Origin of the sequence: Rugosimonospora acidiphila, assembly GCF_039543385.1 — a bacterium.
Lineage (GTDB): Bacteria > Actinomycetota > Actinomycetes > Mycobacteriales > Micromonosporaceae > Rugosimonospora > Rugosimonospora acidiphila.
Map to the genome: position 1 here is coordinate 210,199 of NZ_BAABJQ010000013.1, position 19,707 is coordinate 229,905.

Consider the following 19,707-nt stretch of genomic DNA (forward strand, 5'->3'; position numbering starts at 1 on the left):
ATGACGACCGTGCACCCGGGTACCCGAACCGGAGGACTGGACGCGCTGCTGTCGCGGGTACGGGAATCGCTGGCGGACGGCTTCCTGCCGCTACAGGTCTTCAACGACGCGGACGTCTACGACGCCGAACTCGAACGCGTCTTCGGCCGCAGCTGGGTCTTCCTCGCGCACGAGACCGAGATCCCCAACCCCGGCGACTACGTGCTGCGCCGCATCGGCGAGGACCCGTTCATCGTCTCGCGCGGCAACGACGGGCAGATCCGGGCCTTCTTCAACAGCTGCCGGCACCGGGGCACCCAGGTGTGCCGGTACGAGAAGGGCAACTCGAACTCGTTTCGCTGCCCGTTCCACGGCTGGACCTACAACAACCTCGGCAACCTGACCGGGGTGCCGAGCCGGGCGCAGGCGTACCCGCAGATGGACCTGGCGGACTGGTCGCTGCACCAGGCGCCGAAGGTCGACACCTACCACGGTCTGGTGTTCGCCTGCCTGGACCCCGAGGCGGTACCGCTGTCCGAGTACATCGGCGACATGGGTTGGTACCTGGACACCAACCTGCTGGCGCACCCGGACGGCCTGGAGGTCATCGGCGAGCCGCTGCGGTGGAACATCGAGGCGAACTGGAAGCTGGGCGCGGAGACCTTCTGCGGAGACAGCTACCACCTGCAGCACCTGCACCGGTCGGTGTTCGAGGTCGGGCTCGTCCCGCAGTTCCGGGGCAAGGCCGAGACGCGCCGCGGCCTGGACGTGCACGTGTCCGAGTGCAGCGGCCACGCCACCGTCATCATCCGGGGCCCCGAGGAGGCGCGCATCTTCTGGGGCTCGCCGGACGAGCTCAAGGCGCAGTACCGGCAGGGTGAGCTGTCCGACGCGCAGTTCAGCCTGGCCCGGCGCTCCATCTTCCAGGTCGGCACGGTGTTCCCGAACTTCAGCTTCATGCACACCAGCACGGCGTTCAGCGTGGGCGGCGTGGCCGGTTCGTACTTCATCATCCGGCAGTGGCAGCCCAAGGGACCGAACCGCGTCGAGGCGTGGAACTGGACGCTGGTGCCGCGCGGGCTGAGCGAAGAGGCCAAGCAGATCGCGCACCGGGCCGCGCTGTCCCAGGTCGGCCCCTCGGGCAACTTCGAGGCCGAGGACTCGGTGGTGTGGGAGGGGATCACCCGGGTGGCGGGCAGCGCCTTCGCTCGGCGCATCGGCGCCAAGCTGCACTACGCCATGGGCCTGGACGACGGCAGCGCGCAGGTGATGGAGGACTTCGAGGGCCCCGGCACCGTGTATGACACGCGGCTGGAGGACGGCGTGCAGCGCACGCTGTACCGGCGCTGGCTGCAGGAGATCTCGCGCGGCGACGGGACGGCGGTGTGACGATGGACAGCCAACTCCACGGCATCGAGGCGGCCGACGCGGCCCGGTACGGCGAGCACGCGGCCATCCGCGACTTCTACTCGCTCGAGGCCCGGCTGCTGGACGACAACCTGCTCACCGACTGGCTCGGCCTGCTGCACGAGAACGTCGCTTACCTGGTGCCCAACCGCACCTTCAAGCCACTGGTCGAGGACGACTTCTCGGTGGCGTCCGGAGTGATGGTCGACGACCACGACTCGGTCGCCGCCAAGGTGGCGCGGTACGAGACGTTGCACGCGTGGTCGGAGGACCCGCCGTCGATGACGCGCCGGTTCGTCACCAACGTCGAGATCGGCGTCGATCCGGTGAGCGAAACGCCCCCCGGTCGCGCCTGGACGGCGAGAACCAACGTGCTGGTGTACCACGCGAGACGTGACCAGCAGCCGGCGCTGATCTCCGCCGGGCGTCGCGACGTCCTCGTCGACGGCGGTAACGGGCTGCGGGTGTGGCGGAGGCTCGTACACCTCGACCACAACACGCTGCCGGTCCAGGATCTGGCGATCTTCCTTTAGCCGGTGCGGCGAAGGCGCCGCGCCGGGGGCAGGTTGGTGACATCGTGAGTGGCGAAAAGGGTGGTGCGCCCGTGGGCACACCCAAGCAGAGCGCCGGCGCCGTGGCGACCGGTGCGCTGCCGGGCGGCGTCCCGGCCGGCGGCGCGCCGGGCGGCAGGTCCGCCGGTGCGCCGGCACCGCGGCCCGCGGCGTCCGCGGGCCTGGCGCGGGCGGGACGCTACGTCGGCACCCGGTACGCGGTGGTGCTGGTGTGGCTGGCCATGGCTGTCATCTACGCGAGCGTCGAGCCGCAGTCGTTTCTGCGGCACGGCACCTTCCAGGCCATCTTCAGCGGCCAGCAGCCGCTGGTCTTCATGGCGATGGCGCTGATCTGCACCTTCTCGGTATCCGAGTTCGACCTCGCGGTGCCATCGGTGTTCGGCCTGGCCGCGACGCTGGTACCGGTGATGAACGTGCTGTACCACGTCAACCTGGTGCTCGCGATCGTGATAGCGATCGCCGGGGCGGTCGCGGCCGAGGGAGTCAACGCCGTCCTCATCGTGCTCATCGGGGTCGACCCGTTCGTGGTCACGCTCGGCATGAGCACGCTGCTGGTGGGCGTGGCGCTGGCACTGTCCCGGCTGACCACCGTGACCGGTCTGCCGGCGGGCTTCGCCAAGGTGTCGCAGACCGACCTGCTGGGCCTGCCTCTGTCGTTCTACTACGGCGTCGCCCTGGTGGCCATCTTCGCGTACGTGCAGACGTGCACGAGGCTGGGCCGGAACATGATTTTCGTGGGCGCCAACCGCGAGGTGGCCCGGCTGGCCGGGGTACCGGTGCGGCGCATCAGGATGGGCGCCTACCTCACCTCGGGCCTGATCTCCGGTATCGGCGGGGTGATCGCGGTGGCCGGGCTGGGCAGCTACGACCCGACCAGTTCGGCGACCTACCTGCTGCCGGTGTTCGCTTCCGGCCTGCTGGGCACCGCGATAGTGATTCCCGGACGGTTCAACGCGATCGGCTCCTTCATCGCCGTGTACTTCCTCGAAACCGGGGTCATCGGGCTGGACCTGCTCGGGTTCAGCGGGTGGATCACCGACGTGTTCTTCGGTGCCGCCCTCATCATCGCCGTGGCCGTGTCGACCATCGTACGGCGGCGGGGCACCGGAACCATGAGCCTGCCGCGGGCGGCCGGCTTCCAGCGGTAGCGCGCACCGATCCCGCGCAGCCGACTCATCACACCCCTCATCGTTCAAGGACAGGGAGTCGTCGAGTGAACGCGTCGATGGACTTACATACGCAAGGTCGTACCCGTACCAGTACCCGTACCCGCAGCCGTGGCCGTGGCCGGCTTGCCGTCGTGGCGGTCGGCGCCGCGGCACTGCTGCTGGCCGCCGGCTGCTCGTCGTCGTCGAGCTCGGCATCCAGCGGCGGCTCCGCCGACAGTGGAGTGTCGGCCTCCTCGGGCGTCGCGTACGCCACCGCGCAGATCGCCAAGTACAGCGTCGACCCGGCCAAGCTCGCCGCGCCCGGCCCGGCGATCAAGGGTGCCCGAGCGGCGCTGCAGGGCAAGAAGATCTACTACATCCCGCTGCTGCAATCCATCCCGAACTTCAACATCATCGGCCAGGGCTTCGCCGCGGGCGCCAAGGCCCTGGGCGCGAGCACCACCGTGTGCGACGGCGGAGCGAACCCGACGTCGGTCAGCAACTGCATCAACCAGGCCATCAACACCGACGCGGCGGCGATAGTCATCTGCGGCTTCCCGACCTCGTTCGCGCCGACCGCGCTGGCCTCCGCGAAGTCCCACAACGTGCCGGTGCTGGTGATGGGTGAGGAAGGCGGGCTCGGCGACGACCAGATGTCCTACCTGCCCAACCAGCAGACCATGCAGGAGGCGCTGGCCGCCGACACCATCATCAAGCAGTCCAACGGTGCGGCGCATGTGATCATCGCCGAGGCGGACGACAACTCGCAGAGCATCGGCTGGGTGCAGAACGGCGCCGTCCCCGAGTTCAAGAAGTACTGCCCCAAGTGCGACGTCACCGTCATGCCGTTCAACTCCACCAAGCTGCAGACCGACGTGCCGCCCCAGGTGAGCACGGAGTTGCTCCAGCACCCCGGGACCGACTACATCCTGTCGGAGTTCGACACCTACATCCCGGCGATCCTGCAGGGCGTCCAGAGTTCGCACGCCACCGGCATCAAAATCACCGGAACCACCGGCATCCTGTCCGGCCTGCAGCGGATGAAGGCCGGCCAGCTGGAGACGGCGGACGTGGGCTCGAACTTCTACGAGTACGGCTGGCTCGGCACCGATCAGCTCGCCCGCATGATGACCAAGAACCCGCCGACCGAGCACCCGATGGGCATCAAGGTGTTCACCCCGGACAACATCAAGGGCCTCAACCTCACCACCCAGGACCAGAACGACGGTTCGTGGTTCGGCAGCTCGGCCGAGTGGAAGACGACGCTGACCCAGCTCTGGCAGTAGTTTCCGGTCCTCCGTAGTAGCCTCCGGCCCCCTGACCGCCTCCGGTTCGACATAGAGAGAAGGCCCACGTGATTATCGATGTGCACGCTCACCTGTATCCCGAGAGTTATCTGGCGATGATTGGTCGTCCGGAGATTCCGCCGCGGCGGGCGGCGGCGCTTGCGGACCAGTCGTTGGAGCAGCGGTTGGAGTTGATGGATCGGGCTGGAGTGACGGCGCAGGTGTTGTCGGTGGCGCAGGCGCAGCCGTATTTGGCGTCGGATGAGGCGTCGGTGGCGGCGGCGGTGGCAGTGAATGATATTTACGCGGGTGTGGTGGGTGAGTTTCCGGGTCGGTTTTATGCGTTTGGTGCGTTGCCGATGACGGTGCCGGGTGCGGCGGTGGTGGAGGCTGGTCGGGTGTTTGAGGAGTTGGGGATGTTGGGGGTGACGGTTGGTTGCAGTGTGGCGGGTCGGGCTTTGGATGATGAGCTGTTCGCGCCCGTGTTCGCGGAGTTGGACCGGCGGGAGGCGGTGGTGTTTTTGCATCCGATTGGGGATGCGTTTGTGTGCGGGATGGGGGATTTCGGGTTGGATTGGTTGATCGGTGCGCCGATCGAGGATTCGGTGGCGGCGATGCGGTTGGTGTTGTCGGGGATGGCGGAGCGGTATGCGGGGATCCAGTGGATCGTGCCGCATCTCGGCGGGGTGTTTCCGTTCATGTGGGGGCGGGTGACGCGGACGACGGGTGGCCGGTTGGAGGCGTTGCGGCGGATGTGGTTTGACACGGTGGCGGGTGCTGAGGCGGCGTTCGCGTGTACGACGGCGGCGTTGGGTTCGGAGCGGTTGTTGTATGGGACGGATTATCCGTACGCGGATGAGCGGGGTTTTCTGCGGCGGTTGAGCTATCTGGACGAGCAGGGGTGGTCGGAGCAGGAGGTGCGTGAGATCAAGGGTGAGCGGTTGGCTCGCCTGCTCAAGCTCGACCTGACCGCCGACACCGCGCACTGACGTCTCCATCGCACGCCCCCATCGAGAGTCCACTTTGGACGTCTCTGTCGGATGATCCCCATTGGACGATCCCGTGGCGCCTCCCATGGGGCGTCTCCACCGACCCGACCGGTAACCGAACCACGCAGGCGACGATTTCCCCGATTCGACGGCAGGTGAGACTGTGCGGTCAAGCGATCGGCTGCTGGACTTGCTCGAGGAGCTGTCCGCCGCGAACGGCGCGACGCTCACCGCGCTGAGCAGCAAGCTGCAACTTCCGAAACCGACCGTGCTGCGGTTCCTGCGTTCCCTGGAGGAGCGCGCCTGGGTCATCCGGCTACCGGACGGCGGCTACGCCCTGGGCCCGCACTTCCTGGCGACCGCGCAGAAGGCGATCGGGGACGACGCCGTGCTGCGTTGCGCGGCGCCGCACATGCTCAGCCTGCGCGACCTGCTCGACGAGACGGTGAGCCTGCTCAGCGTGGCCGGCACCAGCCGGGTGTGCACCATCGAATACCGCAGCTCCCAACCGCTGCGCTTCGTCCACGAGATCGGCATGCGGGCCCCGCTGCACGCCGGCGCCAGCGGCAAGGTGCTGCTGGCCTTCGGCCCGGCGGCGCTACGCAAGGCGGTGCTCGCCGAGCCGCTGGAGCGGTTCACCGGGCACACCTTCACCGACGTGGCCCACCTGGAAAACGAACTGCGCAAGGTGCGCGGCGCCGGCTGGGCGATGAGCCGGGGCGAGCGCAGCGAGGGCGGGCTGGCGTTCGCCGTGCCGGTACGCGACCCGCAGTCCGGCCGGGTGCACTCGCTGACCATCTTCGCCCCGGAGGCCCGGTACCGGGCGGCCGAACGGGCCACCTGGGTACGGCAGCTGACGGCGTGCGCCCGGGCCATCGAGACGGCCGCCGGCGTATCCAGAGGGGATCACTGTGCCTGAGTCCAGCGTCTTCGACGTCCACTGCCACTTCGTACCTTCGGCCACCCGGGAATACCTGGCGGAGCACCCGGACATCGAGCTCACCGAGCGGGGCGTGGTACGCGGCCCGGCGGTGCTGCCGCTGCCGCCCCGGCTGTCCGACCGCGACGCGTTCGACGCCCACCTCGCGCCCCTGGCCGGTGCGGTGGTGGCCCCGCCGCCCGCCCTGTACCTCGAGGACGTGCCGGGGCTCGCGCCGCGGCTCAACACCGACCTGGCCGACTTCGCCCGGGGCAGGCCCGGGTGCGGCGTGCTCGGCTGGCTGCCGCTGTCCAGCCCGGACGCGGCGGTGGCCGAGGCGCGCCGGTTGGCCGCCGATCCCACCGTGGTCGGGGTGGTCATCGGCACCGCGATCGGTGCCGCCGTGGCCGACCCGGCGCTCGACCCGGTCTGGTCGGCGCTGGCGGACGCGCGGTTCGGCCTGTTCGTCCATCCGGACGGCGACCCGTTCGACGCCCGGTTCCGACCGCTGCCCAACCCTTCCACGGTCGGCTTCCCGGCCTCGACCACCGCGGTCGCGGTGGCCCTGCTGGCCGGGGCCGACGGCTTCTGGCGCTCCGGCGTGGGGGTGTGCCTGCCGCACGGCGGCGGGTTCCTGCCGATGGCGGTGGGTCGGGTCATCCGCGCCGACCCCGCCGCGTCCGCCCGGATCGGCGAGCGGCTCGGCCGGATCTGGGTGGACGGCGTGGTGTTCGGCGACGGGCTGCTCGACGCCGCCGCGGGCTGCGTCGGCGCCGGGCACGTGCTGTCCGGGTCGGACTGGCCCTTCCCGCTGAGCCTGTCGGCGCGGGAACTGCTGGCGCAGCGCGCCGGCACCGAGAGCATCGCGGGCCAGGCGGCCGCCTGGTGCCCGCGCCTGATCCCTGCCACCAACGGAGCGGACACATGAGTCAACTCGCCGTCGACACCGCCGACGGGCCGATGCCGTGCCTGATCGGGTCGCCGGAGGGCGACGCCAAGGGTGCGGTCGTCGTCATCCAGGAGGCGTTCGGCCTCACCGGACACATCCAGTCGGTGTGTGACCGGCTGGCCGCCGACGGGTGGCTGGCCCTCGCGCCGGGCATCTACCACCGCGACGGCGCCCCCAGCTTCGACTACGCCGACCTACCGCCGGCGCTCGCGGTGATGAACCGGCTCAACCCCGAGGGGCTGGGTACCGACCTCGACGGCGTCTACTCGTTCCTGGACGGCCGCGGGTTCCCGGCCGAGCGGGTCGCCGCCGTGGGCTTCTGCATGGGCGGGGCCATCTCGATGTGGGCGGCGACGCAGCGGCGGGTGGCCGCCGCGGTCACCTGGTACGGCGGGGGAGTGGCCAAGGGCCGGTTCGGCCTGCCGCCCCTGGTCGAGCTGGTCGGCTCGGTACGCCACCCCTGGCTCGGCCTGTACGGCGACCTCGACCACTCCATCGACCCGGCCGACGTGACCCGCCTGGCCGAGGCGGCCGCCGCCCGCCACGCCGACACCGGGGTGGCCACCGAGCTGGTGCGCTACCCGGACGCCGGCCACGGCTTCAACTGTGACGACCGGGCCGACCACTACCAGCCGGCCGCCGCGAAGGATGCGTGGGCACGCATGCTCGGCTGGCTGGACCGGCACGTCGCCCGGGACGCGGCATGACCGGCGAGGCGCACGACCCTTCCGGCCGCCCCGGGGCCGCCACCGCGATCGGCGAGCGCACCGGCGGGGCACGGGCCGCCGGTGCGGCCGGGACGCTGGAGGGCACCGGCCTGACGCGGGTGGCGCTCGGGCCCGGCGCGTTCGCCTACCTCGGCGAGCACGGCATGCCCAACGCCGTCACCGTCGAGGGCCGCGACGGCGTGCTCGTCATCGACTCGCTGTTCACGCCCCGGCACGCCACCCAGCTGATGGGGCTGCTGCGCGCCACCACCGACAAGCCGGTCGTGGCGCTGGTCAACACCCACTTCCACGGCGACCACACCCTCGGCAACGCCGCCATCCCCACCGACCGCGTCATCGCGCACCGCTCGGTGCGCGAGCGGCTGTCGACCGGCGGGGCCGCGTACCGGGAACTGCTGTGCTGCGTGCGCCCCGATCTGGCACCGGAGATCGGTGAGCTGGAGTTCGTGCTGCCGACCGAACTGGTCGACGACGCCCTCGACCTCGACCTCGGCGGCCTGTCCGTCGAGATCCGCCACGCCGGGCGGCACGCGCACACCGCCGGGGACCTCACCGTGTACCTGCCGCATCTCGACGTGCTGGTCGCCTCGGACCTGGTGTTCAACGGAATCCTGCCGGTGGCCCGCGACGCCGACCTCGACGGCTGGCTGGCCGTACTCGCCCAGCTGCGCGCGTCCTTCCAGGGAGCGGTACTCGTGCCGGGGCACGGCCCGATCGGCGGGCCGGAGCTGCTCGCGCGGCAGGAGGCCGTGCTGCGCACCGTCATCGACGCGGTGTCCCGCCACCGCGGTAGCCGGGCCGCCGCCCGCGCAGCCGCGCTGGAAGAGGTCGGCTCGCTGGCGCACGCCGGCGAGCGCATCGACGCATATCTCGATCTGATCCTGTCCTCGGAGGCGAACTGACCGTGGTGGCGCTCCTGGAACATCAGGCGAAGGACCTGCTCGCGGCCGGCGGTCTGGCCGTGCCACCGGGGCGGCTCATCCGCCCCGGCGACGACATCGACGCCGCGTGCGCCGGGCTCGGCCGGTCCGGCCGGCTGGCCGTCAAGGCGCAGGTGCCGGCGAAGAACCGGGCCGCCGCGGGCGGTGTGGTGGTCGTCGACGGCCCGGCCCGGGCTGCCGAGGCGGCCCGGGCCCTGTTCGACCGCGACATCCACGGCCATCCGGTCGGATGCGTGCTGGTCGAGCGGGCGGTGGACGCCACCGCCGAGTGGTTCGCCGGCGTGCTGGTCGACCCGTGGGGCCGCGGCCTGACCGTGCGGTGCAGCGACCAGGGCGGCACCGGGGTCGAGCAGCGGCTGGCGGACGGCGGGCACAGCGCCTCGTTCGGCCCCGACGCCGTACCCACCGCCGCGGAGCTGGCCCGCGCCTGGGGCTGGGATGGCGACGATCCGGTACGGGAGCGCGTCGCCGCGCTCGCCAGCCGGCTGTGCCGCCTGGCCGTGGACAACGACCTGCTGCTGCTGGAGGTCAACCCGCTGGCGGTCGGCGTCGACGCAGCGCTGACCGTGCTGGACGCGCACATCACCGTCGACGACTCCGCCGAGTTCCGCCAGCCGTGGCTGGCCGACCTGGAGCCCGAGCTCGAACGGGTGCATCCCGCCCGGGCGTGGCGTCGCCAGTACGGCGCCGACTTCGCGGTCACCGACCGGGAGGCCACTGTCGCGCTGCTCAACACCGGCGCCGGGGCCGGCATGCTGCTCACCGACGAACTCGGCTCGCGCGGCATCCGCACGTACAACTTCAGCGACATCCGGGCCGGCACGCCGGACCGCCGCCGCGAACGCTTCCGCGCCGCCGTCGACCTGATACTGCGCGGCCACGCCGTGGATACCGTGCTGATCTGCGTGCACGCCGGCATCACGGACCTCCGTGAGGTCAGCGTCGACCTGGTGGAGTCCGTGGAAACCCTGGGCTCGGCCGGGCGCAACGTGGTGGTGCGGTTGGAGGGGCCGTACTCGGCGGAGGCGTCCGCCGCCCTCGCCGGGCGCCACCGCGTGGTGGTCCAGCCCGATCTGCGCATGGCCGTCGACACCACCGCCGAGTTGACCGGGAAAGCATCATGAAGCCGCTACGTGAATGGCTCGAGGGCCGACCCGGTGTGGTCGTGCACGGGCTGGCCAGTCGCACTGGTCGCAACCAACTGGCCGCGCTGCGGGCGCAGGGCACGCGGGTGGTGGCCGGTGTCTCCGGGCGCCAGGCCGGCACCGAACTGGATGGCATCCCGCTGTTCGCGTCGACCGGCGACGCCTGCCGGGCCACCGGTGCCACCGTCGCGCTGCTGTTCGTGCCGGCCGAGCACGTCCGACCGGCCGCGCTGGAGGCGCTGGAGGCCGGCGTGGAGCTGCTGGTCATCCCCGCCGAGGGGGTACCGGTGATGGACGCGCTGGTGGTGGCCGAGGCGGCCGGGGACACCCTGGTCGTCGGCCCGAACTCGCCGGGACTGATCGTCCCGGGACTGATCAAGCTCGGGTTCATGCCGTCCGGGCGGCTGCGTCCCGGCCCGGTCGGCCTGGTCTCGCGCAGCGGCACCCTGTCCTACGAGGTGTCGCTGCACCTCGCGGAGCGCGGCATCGGCATCTCCACCTGGATCGGGGTCGGCGGCGACGTCGCGCCGTTCCTGCCGATGCGCGAGGCCGCCGAGCTGGTCGCCGCCGACCCGCAAACCGAGCTGCTGGTCATCGTCGGCGAGGTGGGCGGCACCGGCGAGGAGTCGGTGGCGCAGTCCATAGTGGACGGCCAGCTGACCGTGCCGGTACACGCGATGATCGTCGGCGGCCGGGTGGTCGGCGACGAGCCGGTCGGGCACGCGGGCGCCGTGATGCTCGGCGGGGCCGGCGGGTACGAGGGGAAGGTGGCCCGGCTGCGCGCCGCCGGCGCCACGGTGCACAGCACGCCGTGGGAACTGGCCGACGACATCGCCGCACGGCTGGCGGCCACGCCAACGACGATCGGAGAGCAGTGAGTACCCCCGAAGAACTGGCCCTGGCCACCCGAGTGCTGGCCGAACACGACCTGATCGGCATGTACGGGCACGTGAGCGTGCTGCCCGACCCGGGCGCGCAGGAGTACCTGCTCAGCCCGGGCGCGGGATTCCGCAAGCAGGACTGCGGCCCGCGGGACGTCGTGTCGCTGCGCTTCGACGACGAGTTCCGCCCCGGCCTGCCGCTGGAGCTGTACATGCACTCCGAGACGCACCGGCGCCACCCGGAGGTCCGCGCGCTCGTGCACACCCACGCCCCGGCGCTGACCGAACTGAGCCTGTACGCCGACGTGCCGGGCGACGCCATGCTGCTGCACGCGGCGTTCTGGCCCGAGGAGGTACCGGTGTACGAGCTGCCACGGTTGGTCGTCCGGCGGGACCAGGCGCAGGGGCTGGTCGACGTGGTCGGCACGTCGAGCGTCACCCTGCTGCGCTGGCACGGCGCCGTGGTCACCGGCCGCAGCCTGTCGGAGGCCGTGTTCCGCACCATCTACGCGGAGAAGAACGCCCGGCTGCTGCTGGACGGGCTGCGCGGGACGGGCAAGCGGGTAGCGCTGCCGTCGGGCGCCGAGCGGGAAGACATCGCCGAGCAGATCATCACCGACCGGATGCTCGGCCTGCACTGGGGCTACGAGGCCGCGGCGGACGCGGCCCGCGATCGGGGTGAGGACCGATGACGGACCCGAGCGAGCGGTACCGGACCACCGCCGCGCAGCGGGAACTGGCCGCCCGGGTGCGCGAGATCGCCGAGACCCACTTCGCCCCCCGCGCCCTGGAGTGGGAGCAGACCGGGCAGTTCCCGGCGCCGAACATCAAGCTGCTGGCCGAGGCCGGCGTCATGGGCACCGCGGTTCCGGTCGAGTACGGCGGCGCGGGCGGCGGTTGGCTCGACTCCGCCGTCGTACTCGAGGAGATCGCCCGCACCTGTTACGTCACCGCGATGGCCACCCTCGGCGAACTCGGGGTGCAGAGCCGGGCCATCGCCGCGTTCGGCGACGCCGCCCTCAAGGCCGACCTGCTGCCCCGGATCGCCCGTGGCGACGTGGTCTGCTCGATCTGCATCACCGAGGCGGACTCCGGCAGCGACGTCGGCGCCATCGTCACTAGGGCCGTGCCGACCGACGGCGGCTGGCGGCTGTCCGGCGGCAAGGCGCTGATCAGCCGGCTCGATGTGGTGGACATCATGCTGGTGTGCACCCGGTTCGGCACCGGCGAGGGGCGCGGCATCCGCGACGTGGGGTTCCTGGTGGTGGAGCGGGACCGGCCCGGCGTGACGGTGTCCGGCGCGCACCAGACCCTCGGCGGCGAGCGGCTGTTCGAGCTGACCCTGACCGACGTGTTCGTGCCCGAACGCAACCTGCTCGTCGGACCGGGCGGGTTCAAGACGATGATGAACGCGTTCAACGGCCAGCGCTGTCTCAACGCGGCCATCAGCATCGGCATCGCGCAGGGCGCGCTGGACGCGGCACTGGCCCGGGCGCAGCAGCGCGAGCAGTTCGGCCACCCGATCGCCGACTTCCAGGGCATCCGGTGGATGCTGGCGGACTGCGCCATCGACATCGAGGCCGCCCGGGCGCTGGTGCACCGCGCGGCGTACAACGACGGCAACGACTTCCCGAACCGGTACGACTCGGCGGTGGCGAAGGTGTTCGCCAACGAGATGTCGCTGCGGGTCACCGACCGGGTACTGCAGATCTTCGGCGGTCACGGCTTCCTGCGCGACCTGCCGGCCGAACGGTACCTGCGCTGGGCGCGCTACGGCGGGCTCGGTGGCGGTACGCCGCAGGTGCTGCGCGACGGCATCGCCGGCGAACTCTACCGCGCGCGGCGCTGATGTCCACAGTAGACTCCGGAATCGGGACGGGCTCTGCGGTCGGGCTGGATGACTCGGTCGGGCTGGATGACTCGGTCGCGGTGGATGACGAGTTCGTGGTGGCCGGCCGGGACGTGGTGGCCGCGGGCGTGGTGCGGCTGACACTGCGCCGCCCCGGCGGCCAACCGGTGCCCGCCTGGAAGCCCGGGGCGCACATCGACCTCGTGCTGCGCGACGGCCTGGTCCGGCAGTACTCGCTGTGCGGCGACCCGGCGGACCGCTCGGCCCTGCGGGTCGCGGTGCTGCGGGAGGCGGCCGGGCGCGGCGGCTCGGCGTTCGTGTTCGACTCGCTGGCCGCCGGCCGGCCGGTGCGGGTCCGCGGTCCGCGCAACCACTTCCCGCTGGTACCCGCCGGAAGCTACCTGTTCATCGCCGGCGGCATCGGCATCACCCCGATCCTGCCGATGATCGCGGCCGTCTCGGCGGCGGGCCGGCCCTGGCGGCTGGTCTACGGCGGCCGGACCCGGGCATCGATGGCGTTCCTCGACGCGCTCGCCGACTCCGCCAACGTGAGCATCGTCCCGCAGGACGAGGCCGGGCTCATCGACCTGGACGCCGTGCTGGGCCGGCCGGTCGCCGGTACGGCCATCTACTGCTGCGGGCCGGAGTCGCTGCTCGCCGCGGTCGAGAGCCGTTGCCGGGACTGGCCGCCGGGCGTGCTGCACGTGGAGCGGTTCGCCGCGCGTCCGGGTGCCGGGGACGGCCCGCGCGAGGCGTTCGAGGTGGAGTTCGCGCGCAGCCGCAAGGTCTGTGAGGTGCCGGCCGGCCGGTCGATCCTGCAGGTCGCCGACGAGGCCGGCGTGTTCGTGGCCACCTCCTGCGAGGAGGGCACCTGCGGCACCTGTGAGACGCCGGTGCTGTCCGGCGAGCCCGACCACCGCGACTCGTACCTCAGCCCGGCCGAGCGGGAGCGCGGCAACATCATCCTGGTGTGCGTGTCCCGGTCCCGCTCGCCACGGCTCGTGCTGGATCTGTAGCCGCGCTCCGATCCCGGATCCGGCTCACGCGGACCCGGCGACGGCTTCGGCGATGGCCGCGGGGGTGCCGAGCACTTTGAGCTGATCACCGGTCAGGCCGTAGCGCTGCCCCACGTACGCGGGATCCTGCCAGGTCATCAGCGACCCCGGCCGGCCGTCGTCGCGCACCATTATCCGCAGCGGCAGGTCCATGGCAACCTCCGGTACCGCCTGCATGAGCGGCGTGCCGGCCCGCGGGTCGCCGAAGCTGACCACCATGGTCTCGGGCATGCTCAACCCCGCCTTCCGGGCCGCGCCAGCGTGGTCGACCACCGCCACGACGGCGGCGCCCCGATGCTCGACCTCGCGGCGGATCGCGGCGACCGTCTCGGCGACGTCGTGGGGGCTGCGCGCGGTCACCAGGCCGTTCACGGCCGGCTCCGGGTCAATCGTGTCCGCATGACTCCCATCTTGCCCGCTACCCCCGCCGCCGGTCCCGTGGCGCCCGAGATCATGGTGGCGATCCCTCTCCCGAGGGGGATCGCCACCATGATTTGACGAGCGACGGGATGCGCCCGGCCGTTTGCCGCGGTCGAACCCGGCGAAACAGCGGCATGACCGAGAAGATGAGCCCGGAGGAGAAGACCGGTGCCCGCCCGATCCGGGTGCCGGACCCCGACGAGTACCGGCGATCGAGGCATCCGGCGCCCGAGGCCACCGACGAGCTTGCCGGCGATGAGACGGAGCGCTGGAAGACCGCGCTGCCGCCGAAGGCGGAGGACGGCGCCGACCCGGATGCCGACGACCGGTCGTGACAGACCGCGTCGGGTATGTGGTCGGAAGGTAGCGATTGGGGGAGAGTGAACCTGGTTCGGGAACCATCCGTTTGAGATAGTGCCGCCGTCGGTATCGTCGGCACACCTCGTCGCGACGCCGCATCGGCCGTCCAACGGAAGGATGATCGGGTTGTCGATCTTCACGCGCCTCCGCCAGTTGCGGGGCCAGCGATCGAGGGCAGTACGGGCCAGCGGCGCCGCCTCGGCCGATGGTGCGGTGGCGGCAGATGGTGCGGTGGCGGCAGATGGTGCGGTGGAGGCCGAGGGTGCGGTGGCGGCCGAGAATGCCGGGGCGGGCGGCGGGGTCGCCGCTGCCGGCGGCGCCGGGCGGCGGCCGGGCTGGCGGGTCGGGCTGGCGTGGCTGCTCACCACCCTGGCCGCCCTGTTCGTGTTCTTCGCCCTGGTCGGGCCGATCCGGCTGGACATGTTGACGTTCAGTGGGCTCGTGCGCATCCCGGTCGAGGGGCTGCTCGGCGTCCTCCTGATTCTCGCGCTGCCGCCGAGGCCGAGGAGGGTGGTGGCGGCGGTCCTCGGGGCGGTACTCGGCCTGCTGACCATCTTGAAGATCATCGACATGGGCTTCTACGAGGTGCTGGACCGGCCGTTCGACCCGGTACTCGACTGGGTCCTGATCGGCGACGGCGCGAACTTCGTCGAGCGGGCGGCCGGCCCGGCCGGCGAGATCGGTGCCTGGATCGCGGCGGTGCTGCTCGTCCTGGCCGTCGTCACCTTCATGACGCTGGCGGTGCTGCGGCTGAGCCGCATCGTGGTGCGGCACCGCAGGAACAGTGTCCGCACCGTCGCGGTGCTCGGGTTCGCCTGGGTGCTGTGCGCGGTGTTCGGTGCGCAGATCCTGCCCGACGTGTCGGTCGCCTCCACCGACGCGGCGACGCTCGCCTACGGCGAGGTGGCCCAGCTTCCGGCCGACGTGAAGGACCAGAAGGTGTTCCGGGCCGAGATGGCTCAGGACCAGTTCGCCAACACCCCGGGCGACCAGATGCTGACCGCGTTGCGCGGCAAGGATGTGCTGGTCACGTTCGTGGAGAGTTACGGGGTCGTGGCGCTGCAGGACCCGCAGGTCGACGCGGTGCTCGACGCCGGTACCAAGGAACTGGAGGCCGCCGGCTTCGGCGCCCGCAGCGCGCTGCTCACCTCGCCGACCTTCGGCGGAGGCAGCTGGCTGGCCCAGTCCACCCTGATGTCCGGGCTGTGGGTCGACAACCAGCAGCGCTACAACGATCTGGTCGCCGGCCACCGCCTGTCGCTGACCACCGCCTTCGGCCGCACGGGCTCCCGGATCGTGGGCGTGGAGCCAGCGGTCACCGAGGCATGGCCGCAGGGCGCCTACTACGGCTTCGACAAGCTGTACACCGCGCAGAACACCACGTACCAGGGTCCGCGCTTCAACTTCTCGTCCATCCCCGACCAGTACTCGCTCGCGGACTTTCAGCGCTCCGAGCGCGCTACGGGCCACGACCCGGTGATGGCGTTCATGGCCCTGCTGTCGAGCCACACGCCCTGGGCGCCGATCCCGCACCTGGTCGGCTGGGACAGCGTGGGCGACGGCTCCATCTACGACGGCATGCCGCAGCAGACCACCGGCCCGGTCGCGGCGTGGCGCACCAGCGGCGGCATCCGCACCGCCTACATGCAATCCATCCAGTACACGCTGAGCACCCTCATCTCCTACGTGAAGACGTACGGCGACAAGAACCTGGTGCTCGTGTTCCTGGGCGACCACCAGCCCGCGTCGGTCGTCAGCGGCGACCACGCCAGCCGCAACGTGCCGATCACGATCGTCGCGGGCGACCCGAGCGTGCTCGACCGCATCTCCGGGTGGGGCTGGCAGGACGGCCTGCGGCCCAACGCACAGGCGCCGCTGTGGCGGATGGACACCTTCCGCGACCGGTTCCTGACCGCCTTCGGCTCGCAGCCCGCGCCCGCGCCGTCCCAGCCCCACTGAACCGGGCTGGAGCGAGGCGTGCGGGGCGGCGCCAGACTCCAACGATGGACCCGCCTGTGGTCGGCGAGTGGTCCTCAGACCATAGCGGCACTCGGAATTCCTACCGGTACTCGGAGAGCCTGGGCCGCACGCCGGCGACCAGCAGTGTGAGCACCAGGCCGCAGCCGACCCACGGATAGGCGGTCCAACCATTGAGCCCGTGCCGGCCGGCAGCGATCGCGCCGTCGAAGGCGTGCTGGTTGATGGCGATGAGCGCGGCGAGCGACTTGTCGTACTGGTCGAAGGCGAAGTCGGAGCCGCCGGAGGCGTAGCTGGTGTCCAGCGCGATGGCGTCATCGAGCCGACCGTCGGCGGCCAGCGCCCGGATGCGGCGGTCGTCGAGTTCGTAGCTTTGCAGGCGCAGCAGCGTGGTCTCGGCCTGTGCGCCCTCGCCGGAGAACGTGACATTGTGGAACTCGGTGCCGAACAGGCCGCCCCACCCGATGTCGTGATGGTCGCGTTGGTACGCCGACAGCGCGCCGGCGAGGTCCGGATTCCAGGTGCCGAGCGTGGCGCCCGGCAGCGCGACGAGCTGCTGCGACTTCGCCAGGAACGACTGCTGGTACTGGTCGGCCCGGCCGGGGTCGACCAGGTACCGGCTCTCGTCGGCGTTCGCGTCGTAGCTGATCGCGCGGGCCCGGGTCAGGGCCATGATGGAGTCGAAGGCGTCCTGCTTGGCCACGCGCAGGTGGGTGCGCTCGCCGGACAGCAGCCCGGCCCCGGCCGCCAGGCCGATCGCGGCCAGCACGGTCGCCGCCGCCAGCGCCGGATTGACCAGCCGCCGGAACCGCCGGGTGAGATACACCTGAAGCGCCAGGAGCACGGCGAGCGCCACCGCCCCGACGGCTATGACGAGGGTCCGGTCGCGACCCAGCCCGGCATACTGCGCCCGGTAGGTGGAGTCGAGTGTTCGCGCGTGTGCGTCGTTCAGCCGCTGGGCGGCGGGCAGCAGTTGGCCCTTGAGTAGATCGGTGGCCTGCCGGTAGCGGGCCAGCGTGGTGGTCGAGGGGCGGCCGGCCGCGTGCGGCGCCTGCTGGTCGAGCAGGATGGTCTGCGCGGCCAGCGCCTCGTAGCTGCCGAGGTCGTCGAGCACGCTGTCCAGCGCCTGGCGGGAAACGGGGTCGGCGGCGGCCGAGGCGGCCCGCTGGACGTCCTGGTCGGCCTGCCGGCGGCGCTGCTCGTAGAGGTTGAGCGCCTGGGTGCGGGACAGGCCGAGGTTCTGCTGGTCGCCGACCAGCAGCACGTTGGCCACCTGAGCGTCCATGTCGTTGAGCGCGAAGTACAGGTCGGAGGTGGCCACCACCTCGGGCGCGGACCGGTCGGCGATCGTGGCCAGCCCGTCCCGCTCCTGTCCTATCTCGACGGTGAGCAGGACGGCGAGCGCCAGGGTGCCGAGCGCCGCGGCCGCCGCGAGTTGCCGGATGCGCACGGGCGCCCGACCGCCGGCGCCACGCCGTTGCCGGCCCGATGCCAGCGGTACCGGACGCGGACGATCGGCGGTCTCCAATTCGGGCGTTGTGATGGTCACTCGCCAGATCGTGACGGCGGTGTCAATCGACGCCAAGAGTGCTTGACGAAAAAACTACGGCACGGCTTGGTGACACGCGTGTCTATGCTGTCGGCTACGGCGGGATGGGGCGCGGGCACGACCCGCCCTGGAGGCGATTCGACCGCGGCGGGGCCCGTGACCCGTCGCCCTTGTCGGGATGGAAGCCGGACATGGTCACTGATGTGTTGATCGGGGTGGGCGCGTTCGTCGTCGCCTGGGTGTTCTTCGGCGGCGTGAGGATCGTCAACCAGGTGGAGCGCGGCGTCGTGTTCCGGTTCGGTCGGGCCCGCAAGAAGGTCCGCCAGCCGGGGCTGGCCGTCATCATCCCGATCGTCGACAAGTTGAGGAAGGTCAACGTCCAGATCGTCACGCTGCCGATCCCCACGCAGGAGGGCATCACCCGGGACAATGTCTCGGTGCGGGTCGACGCGGTGGTGTATTTCCGGGTAGAGGATCCGAAGAGGGCGCTCATCGACGTGCAGCACTACGTGTACGCGATCGAGTTGGTCGCGCAGACCTCGCTGCGCTCGATCATCGGCAAGAGCGAGCTGGACGACCTGCTGTCCAACCGTGAACAGCTGCACCGCGGCCTGGAACTGCTCATCGACAGCCCGGCGCTGGGATGGGGTGTCCACATCGATCGGGTCGAGATCAAGGATGTGCAGTTGCCCGAGGAGATGAAGCGCTCGATGTCGCGCCAGGCCGAGGCGGAGCGCGAGCGCCGGGCCCGAGTCATCACCGCGGACGGCGAGTTCCAGGCCGCCCAGAAGCTGGCGGATGCCTCGGCCATCATGGCCCAGACTCCCGGGGCGTTGCAGCTGAGGCTGCTGCAGACGGTGGTGGAGGTGGCCGCCGAGAAGAACTCGACGCTGGTCATGCCGCTGCCGGTGGAGATGCTGCGCTTCTTCGAGCGCGCGGCCGGGACGGCGGCCGGCGCCGGGGCGGCGCCGGATGCTCCCGCGGCCGGAGGGACCGGCGCGCCTGGATCGGCGGGCACGGACTCCACCGGCCACGTTCCGGCACAGGCCGTGGGGGCGGATCCGGCAGCGAACGACTGAGGACTCGTCGGCCCGCCCCGCCGAGGGGCGCGACCCCTCGCGGCTCAGTCCCGCGAGGGGTCGATGTGGGAAGGGTCGATGTCGTAGACCGCCAGCCACACGTCGAGGTCGAACAGATAGTCAATCAGCGCGCGGCCGGTGCCGGAGATCTGGTAAGTCGCCTGAGTCTTGGCGACCGTGTCCCAGGTGCCGCTGTCCTGGCGGGTCACGGCCTGGTGGGCGGCCAGGGCGCGCAGCGCGTCGACGGCCAGCCGCCGGGGCGCGCCGACGGTGCGGTACAGGCTGGCCAGACTGTGCGGGCGCTCGTCCAGGGCGGCCAGGATTTCGGCCACGTAGGGTCGGCGCATCAGGGCGATGACGGCCTGGTCCGGGCGGTAGCCGACCGAGGGCCGGTCACCGGATTCGGGTTGCGGAAGTGCCATTGAGGTCCACGACTCCTTTCCACAAGCCGGTGCACCACGGGCACGGTCGAGG

20 protein-coding genes are annotated in these 19,707 nt (G+C 71.3%); 17 read left to right on the forward strand and 3 right to left on the reverse strand.

Features of this window, described 5'->3' with window-relative positions; all coding sequences use genetic code 11:
• The 14 genes from ABEA87_RS22460 to ABEA87_RS22525 all read left to right on the forward strand — a co-directional run bounded on the left by ABEA87_RS22460 (position 1) and on the right by ABEA87_RS22525 (position 13,809).
• Positions 1 to 1,368 carry an aromatic ring-hydroxylating oxygenase subunit alpha gene (locus ABEA87_RS22460; protein ID WP_345632505.1) on the forward strand — a complete coding sequence of 456 codons (1,368 nt, stop codon included), beginning with the start codon at positions 1 to 3 and terminating at the stop codon, positions 1,366 to 1,368.
• Positions 1,369 to 1,370: 2 nt separating this feature from the next.
• The gene (locus ABEA87_RS22465; protein WP_345632507.1) at positions 1,371 to 1,919 is read left to right on the forward strand and encodes an aromatic-ring-hydroxylating dioxygenase subunit beta; all 549 of its coding nucleotides are present in this window, start codon (positions 1,371 to 1,373) and stop codon (positions 1,917 to 1,919) included.
• Positions 1,920 to 1,990: 71 nt separating this feature from the next.
• Complete coding sequence (locus ABEA87_RS22470; RefSeq protein ID WP_345632509.1) at positions 1,991 to 3,106, forward strand: ABC transporter permease; 1,116 nt, start codon at positions 1,991 to 1,993, stop codon at positions 3,104 to 3,106.
• A 152-nt stretch (positions 3,107 to 3,258) separates the two neighbouring features.
• Positions 3,259 to 4,392, forward strand: a complete 1,134-nt coding sequence (locus ABEA87_RS22475) for a sugar ABC transporter substrate-binding protein (RefSeq protein ID WP_345632511.1) — start codon at positions 3,259 to 3,261, stop codon at positions 4,390 to 4,392.
• A gap of 68 nt (positions 4,393 to 4,460) precedes the next feature.
• Entirely contained in the window at positions 4,461 to 5,381 is a 921-nt protein-coding gene (locus tag ABEA87_RS22480; RefSeq protein ID WP_345632513.1) for an amidohydrolase family protein, read from the forward strand.
• A gap of 163 nt (positions 5,382 to 5,544) precedes the next feature.
• Positions 5,545 to 6,300 carry an IclR family transcriptional regulator gene (locus tag ABEA87_RS22485; protein ID WP_345632515.1) on the forward strand — a complete coding sequence of 252 codons (756 nt, stop codon included), beginning with the start codon at positions 5,545 to 5,547 and terminating at the stop codon, positions 6,298 to 6,300.
• The gene (locus tag ABEA87_RS22490; protein ID WP_345632516.1) at positions 6,293 to 7,228 is read left to right on the forward strand and encodes an amidohydrolase family protein; all 936 of its coding nucleotides are present in this window, start codon (positions 6,293 to 6,295) and stop codon (positions 7,226 to 7,228) included. The genes ABEA87_RS22485 and ABEA87_RS22490 overlap by 8 nt, the downstream gene beginning before the upstream one ends.
• Positions 7,225 to 7,956 (forward strand): dienelactone hydrolase family protein, encoded by a 732-nt coding sequence (locus tag ABEA87_RS22495; RefSeq protein WP_345632517.1) that lies wholly within the window; start codon positions 7,225 to 7,227, stop codon positions 7,954 to 7,956. Before ABEA87_RS22490 ends, ABEA87_RS22495 begins: the two co-directional genes overlap by 4 nt.
• Positions 7,953 to 8,879, forward strand: coding sequence for an MBL fold metallo-hydrolase (locus ABEA87_RS22500; protein ID WP_345632519.1), 927 nt, complete (start codon positions 7,953 to 7,955; stop codon positions 8,877 to 8,879). The genes ABEA87_RS22495 and ABEA87_RS22500 overlap by 4 nt, the downstream gene beginning before the upstream one ends.
• Positions 8,880 to 8,881: 2 nt before the next feature.
• The gene (locus tag ABEA87_RS22505) at positions 8,882 to 10,042 is read left to right on the forward strand and encodes an ATP-grasp domain-containing protein (protein ID WP_345632520.1); all 1,161 of its coding nucleotides are present in this window, start codon (positions 8,882 to 8,884) and stop codon (positions 10,040 to 10,042) included.
• Positions 10,039 to 10,941: a succinate--CoA ligase subunit alpha gene (locus ABEA87_RS22510; protein WP_345632521.1), complete on the forward strand. Its 903-nt coding sequence runs from the start codon at positions 10,039 to 10,041 to the stop codon at positions 10,939 to 10,941. Before ABEA87_RS22505 ends, ABEA87_RS22510 begins: the two co-directional genes overlap by 4 nt.
• Entirely contained in the window at positions 10,938 to 11,636 is a 699-nt protein-coding gene (locus tag ABEA87_RS22515; RefSeq protein ID WP_345632522.1) for a class II aldolase/adducin family protein, read from the forward strand. Before ABEA87_RS22510 ends, ABEA87_RS22515 begins: the two co-directional genes overlap by 4 nt.
• Entirely contained in the window at positions 11,633 to 12,793 is a 1,161-nt protein-coding gene (locus ABEA87_RS22520; RefSeq protein ID WP_345632524.1) for an acyl-CoA dehydrogenase family protein, read from the forward strand. Before ABEA87_RS22515 ends, ABEA87_RS22520 begins: the two co-directional genes overlap by 4 nt.
• A complete protein-coding gene (locus tag ABEA87_RS22525; RefSeq protein WP_345632526.1) occupies positions 12,793 to 13,809 on the forward strand; it encodes a PDR/VanB family oxidoreductase in 1,017 nt (338 codons plus the stop codon). The genes ABEA87_RS22520 and ABEA87_RS22525 overlap by 1 nt, the downstream gene beginning before the upstream one ends.
• 24 nt (positions 13,810 to 13,833) lie before the next feature.
• On the opposite strand, the gene ABEA87_RS22530 is transcribed toward ABEA87_RS22525, so the two are convergent.
• Positions 13,834 to 14,220, reverse strand: coding sequence for a DUF302 domain-containing protein (locus ABEA87_RS22530; protein ID WP_345632528.1), 387 nt, complete (start codon positions 14,218 to 14,220; stop codon positions 13,834 to 13,836).
• Between the two features lie 182 nt (positions 14,221 to 14,402).
• Between ABEA87_RS22530 and ABEA87_RS22535 the strand changes: the two genes are divergently transcribed.
• On the forward strand, positions 14,403 to 14,603 hold the full coding sequence (locus ABEA87_RS22535; RefSeq protein ID WP_345632530.1) for a hypothetical protein: 201 nt from the start codon (positions 14,403 to 14,405) through the stop codon (positions 14,601 to 14,603).
• Between the two features lie 151 nt (positions 14,604 to 14,754).
• On the forward strand, positions 14,755 to 16,587 hold the full coding sequence (locus tag ABEA87_RS22540; protein ID WP_345632532.1) for an alkaline phosphatase family protein: 1,833 nt from the start codon (positions 14,755 to 14,757) through the stop codon (positions 16,585 to 16,587).
• A 100-nt stretch (positions 16,588 to 16,687) separates the two neighbouring features.
• Here the strand turns inward: ABEA87_RS22540 and ABEA87_RS22545 are convergent, their stop codons facing one another.
• Entirely contained in the window at positions 16,688 to 18,154 is a 1,467-nt protein-coding gene (locus tag ABEA87_RS22545) for a hypothetical protein (protein ID WP_345632534.1), read from the reverse strand.
• Positions 18,155 to 18,345: 191 nt separating this feature from the next.
• On the opposite strand from ABEA87_RS22545, the gene ABEA87_RS22550 reads away from it, so the two are divergent.
• The gene (locus ABEA87_RS22550) at positions 18,346 to 19,233 is read left to right on the forward strand and encodes a slipin family protein (protein WP_345632536.1); all 888 of its coding nucleotides are present in this window, start codon (positions 18,346 to 18,348) and stop codon (positions 19,231 to 19,233) included.
• Between the two features lie 44 nt (positions 19,234 to 19,277).
• Here the strand turns inward: ABEA87_RS22550 and ABEA87_RS22555 are convergent, their stop codons facing one another.
• The gene (locus ABEA87_RS22555) at positions 19,278 to 19,655 is read right to left on the reverse strand and encodes a hypothetical protein (RefSeq protein WP_345632537.1); all 378 of its coding nucleotides are present in this window, start codon (positions 19,653 to 19,655) and stop codon (positions 19,278 to 19,280) included.
• Positions 19,656 to 19,707 lie beyond the last annotated feature (52 nt).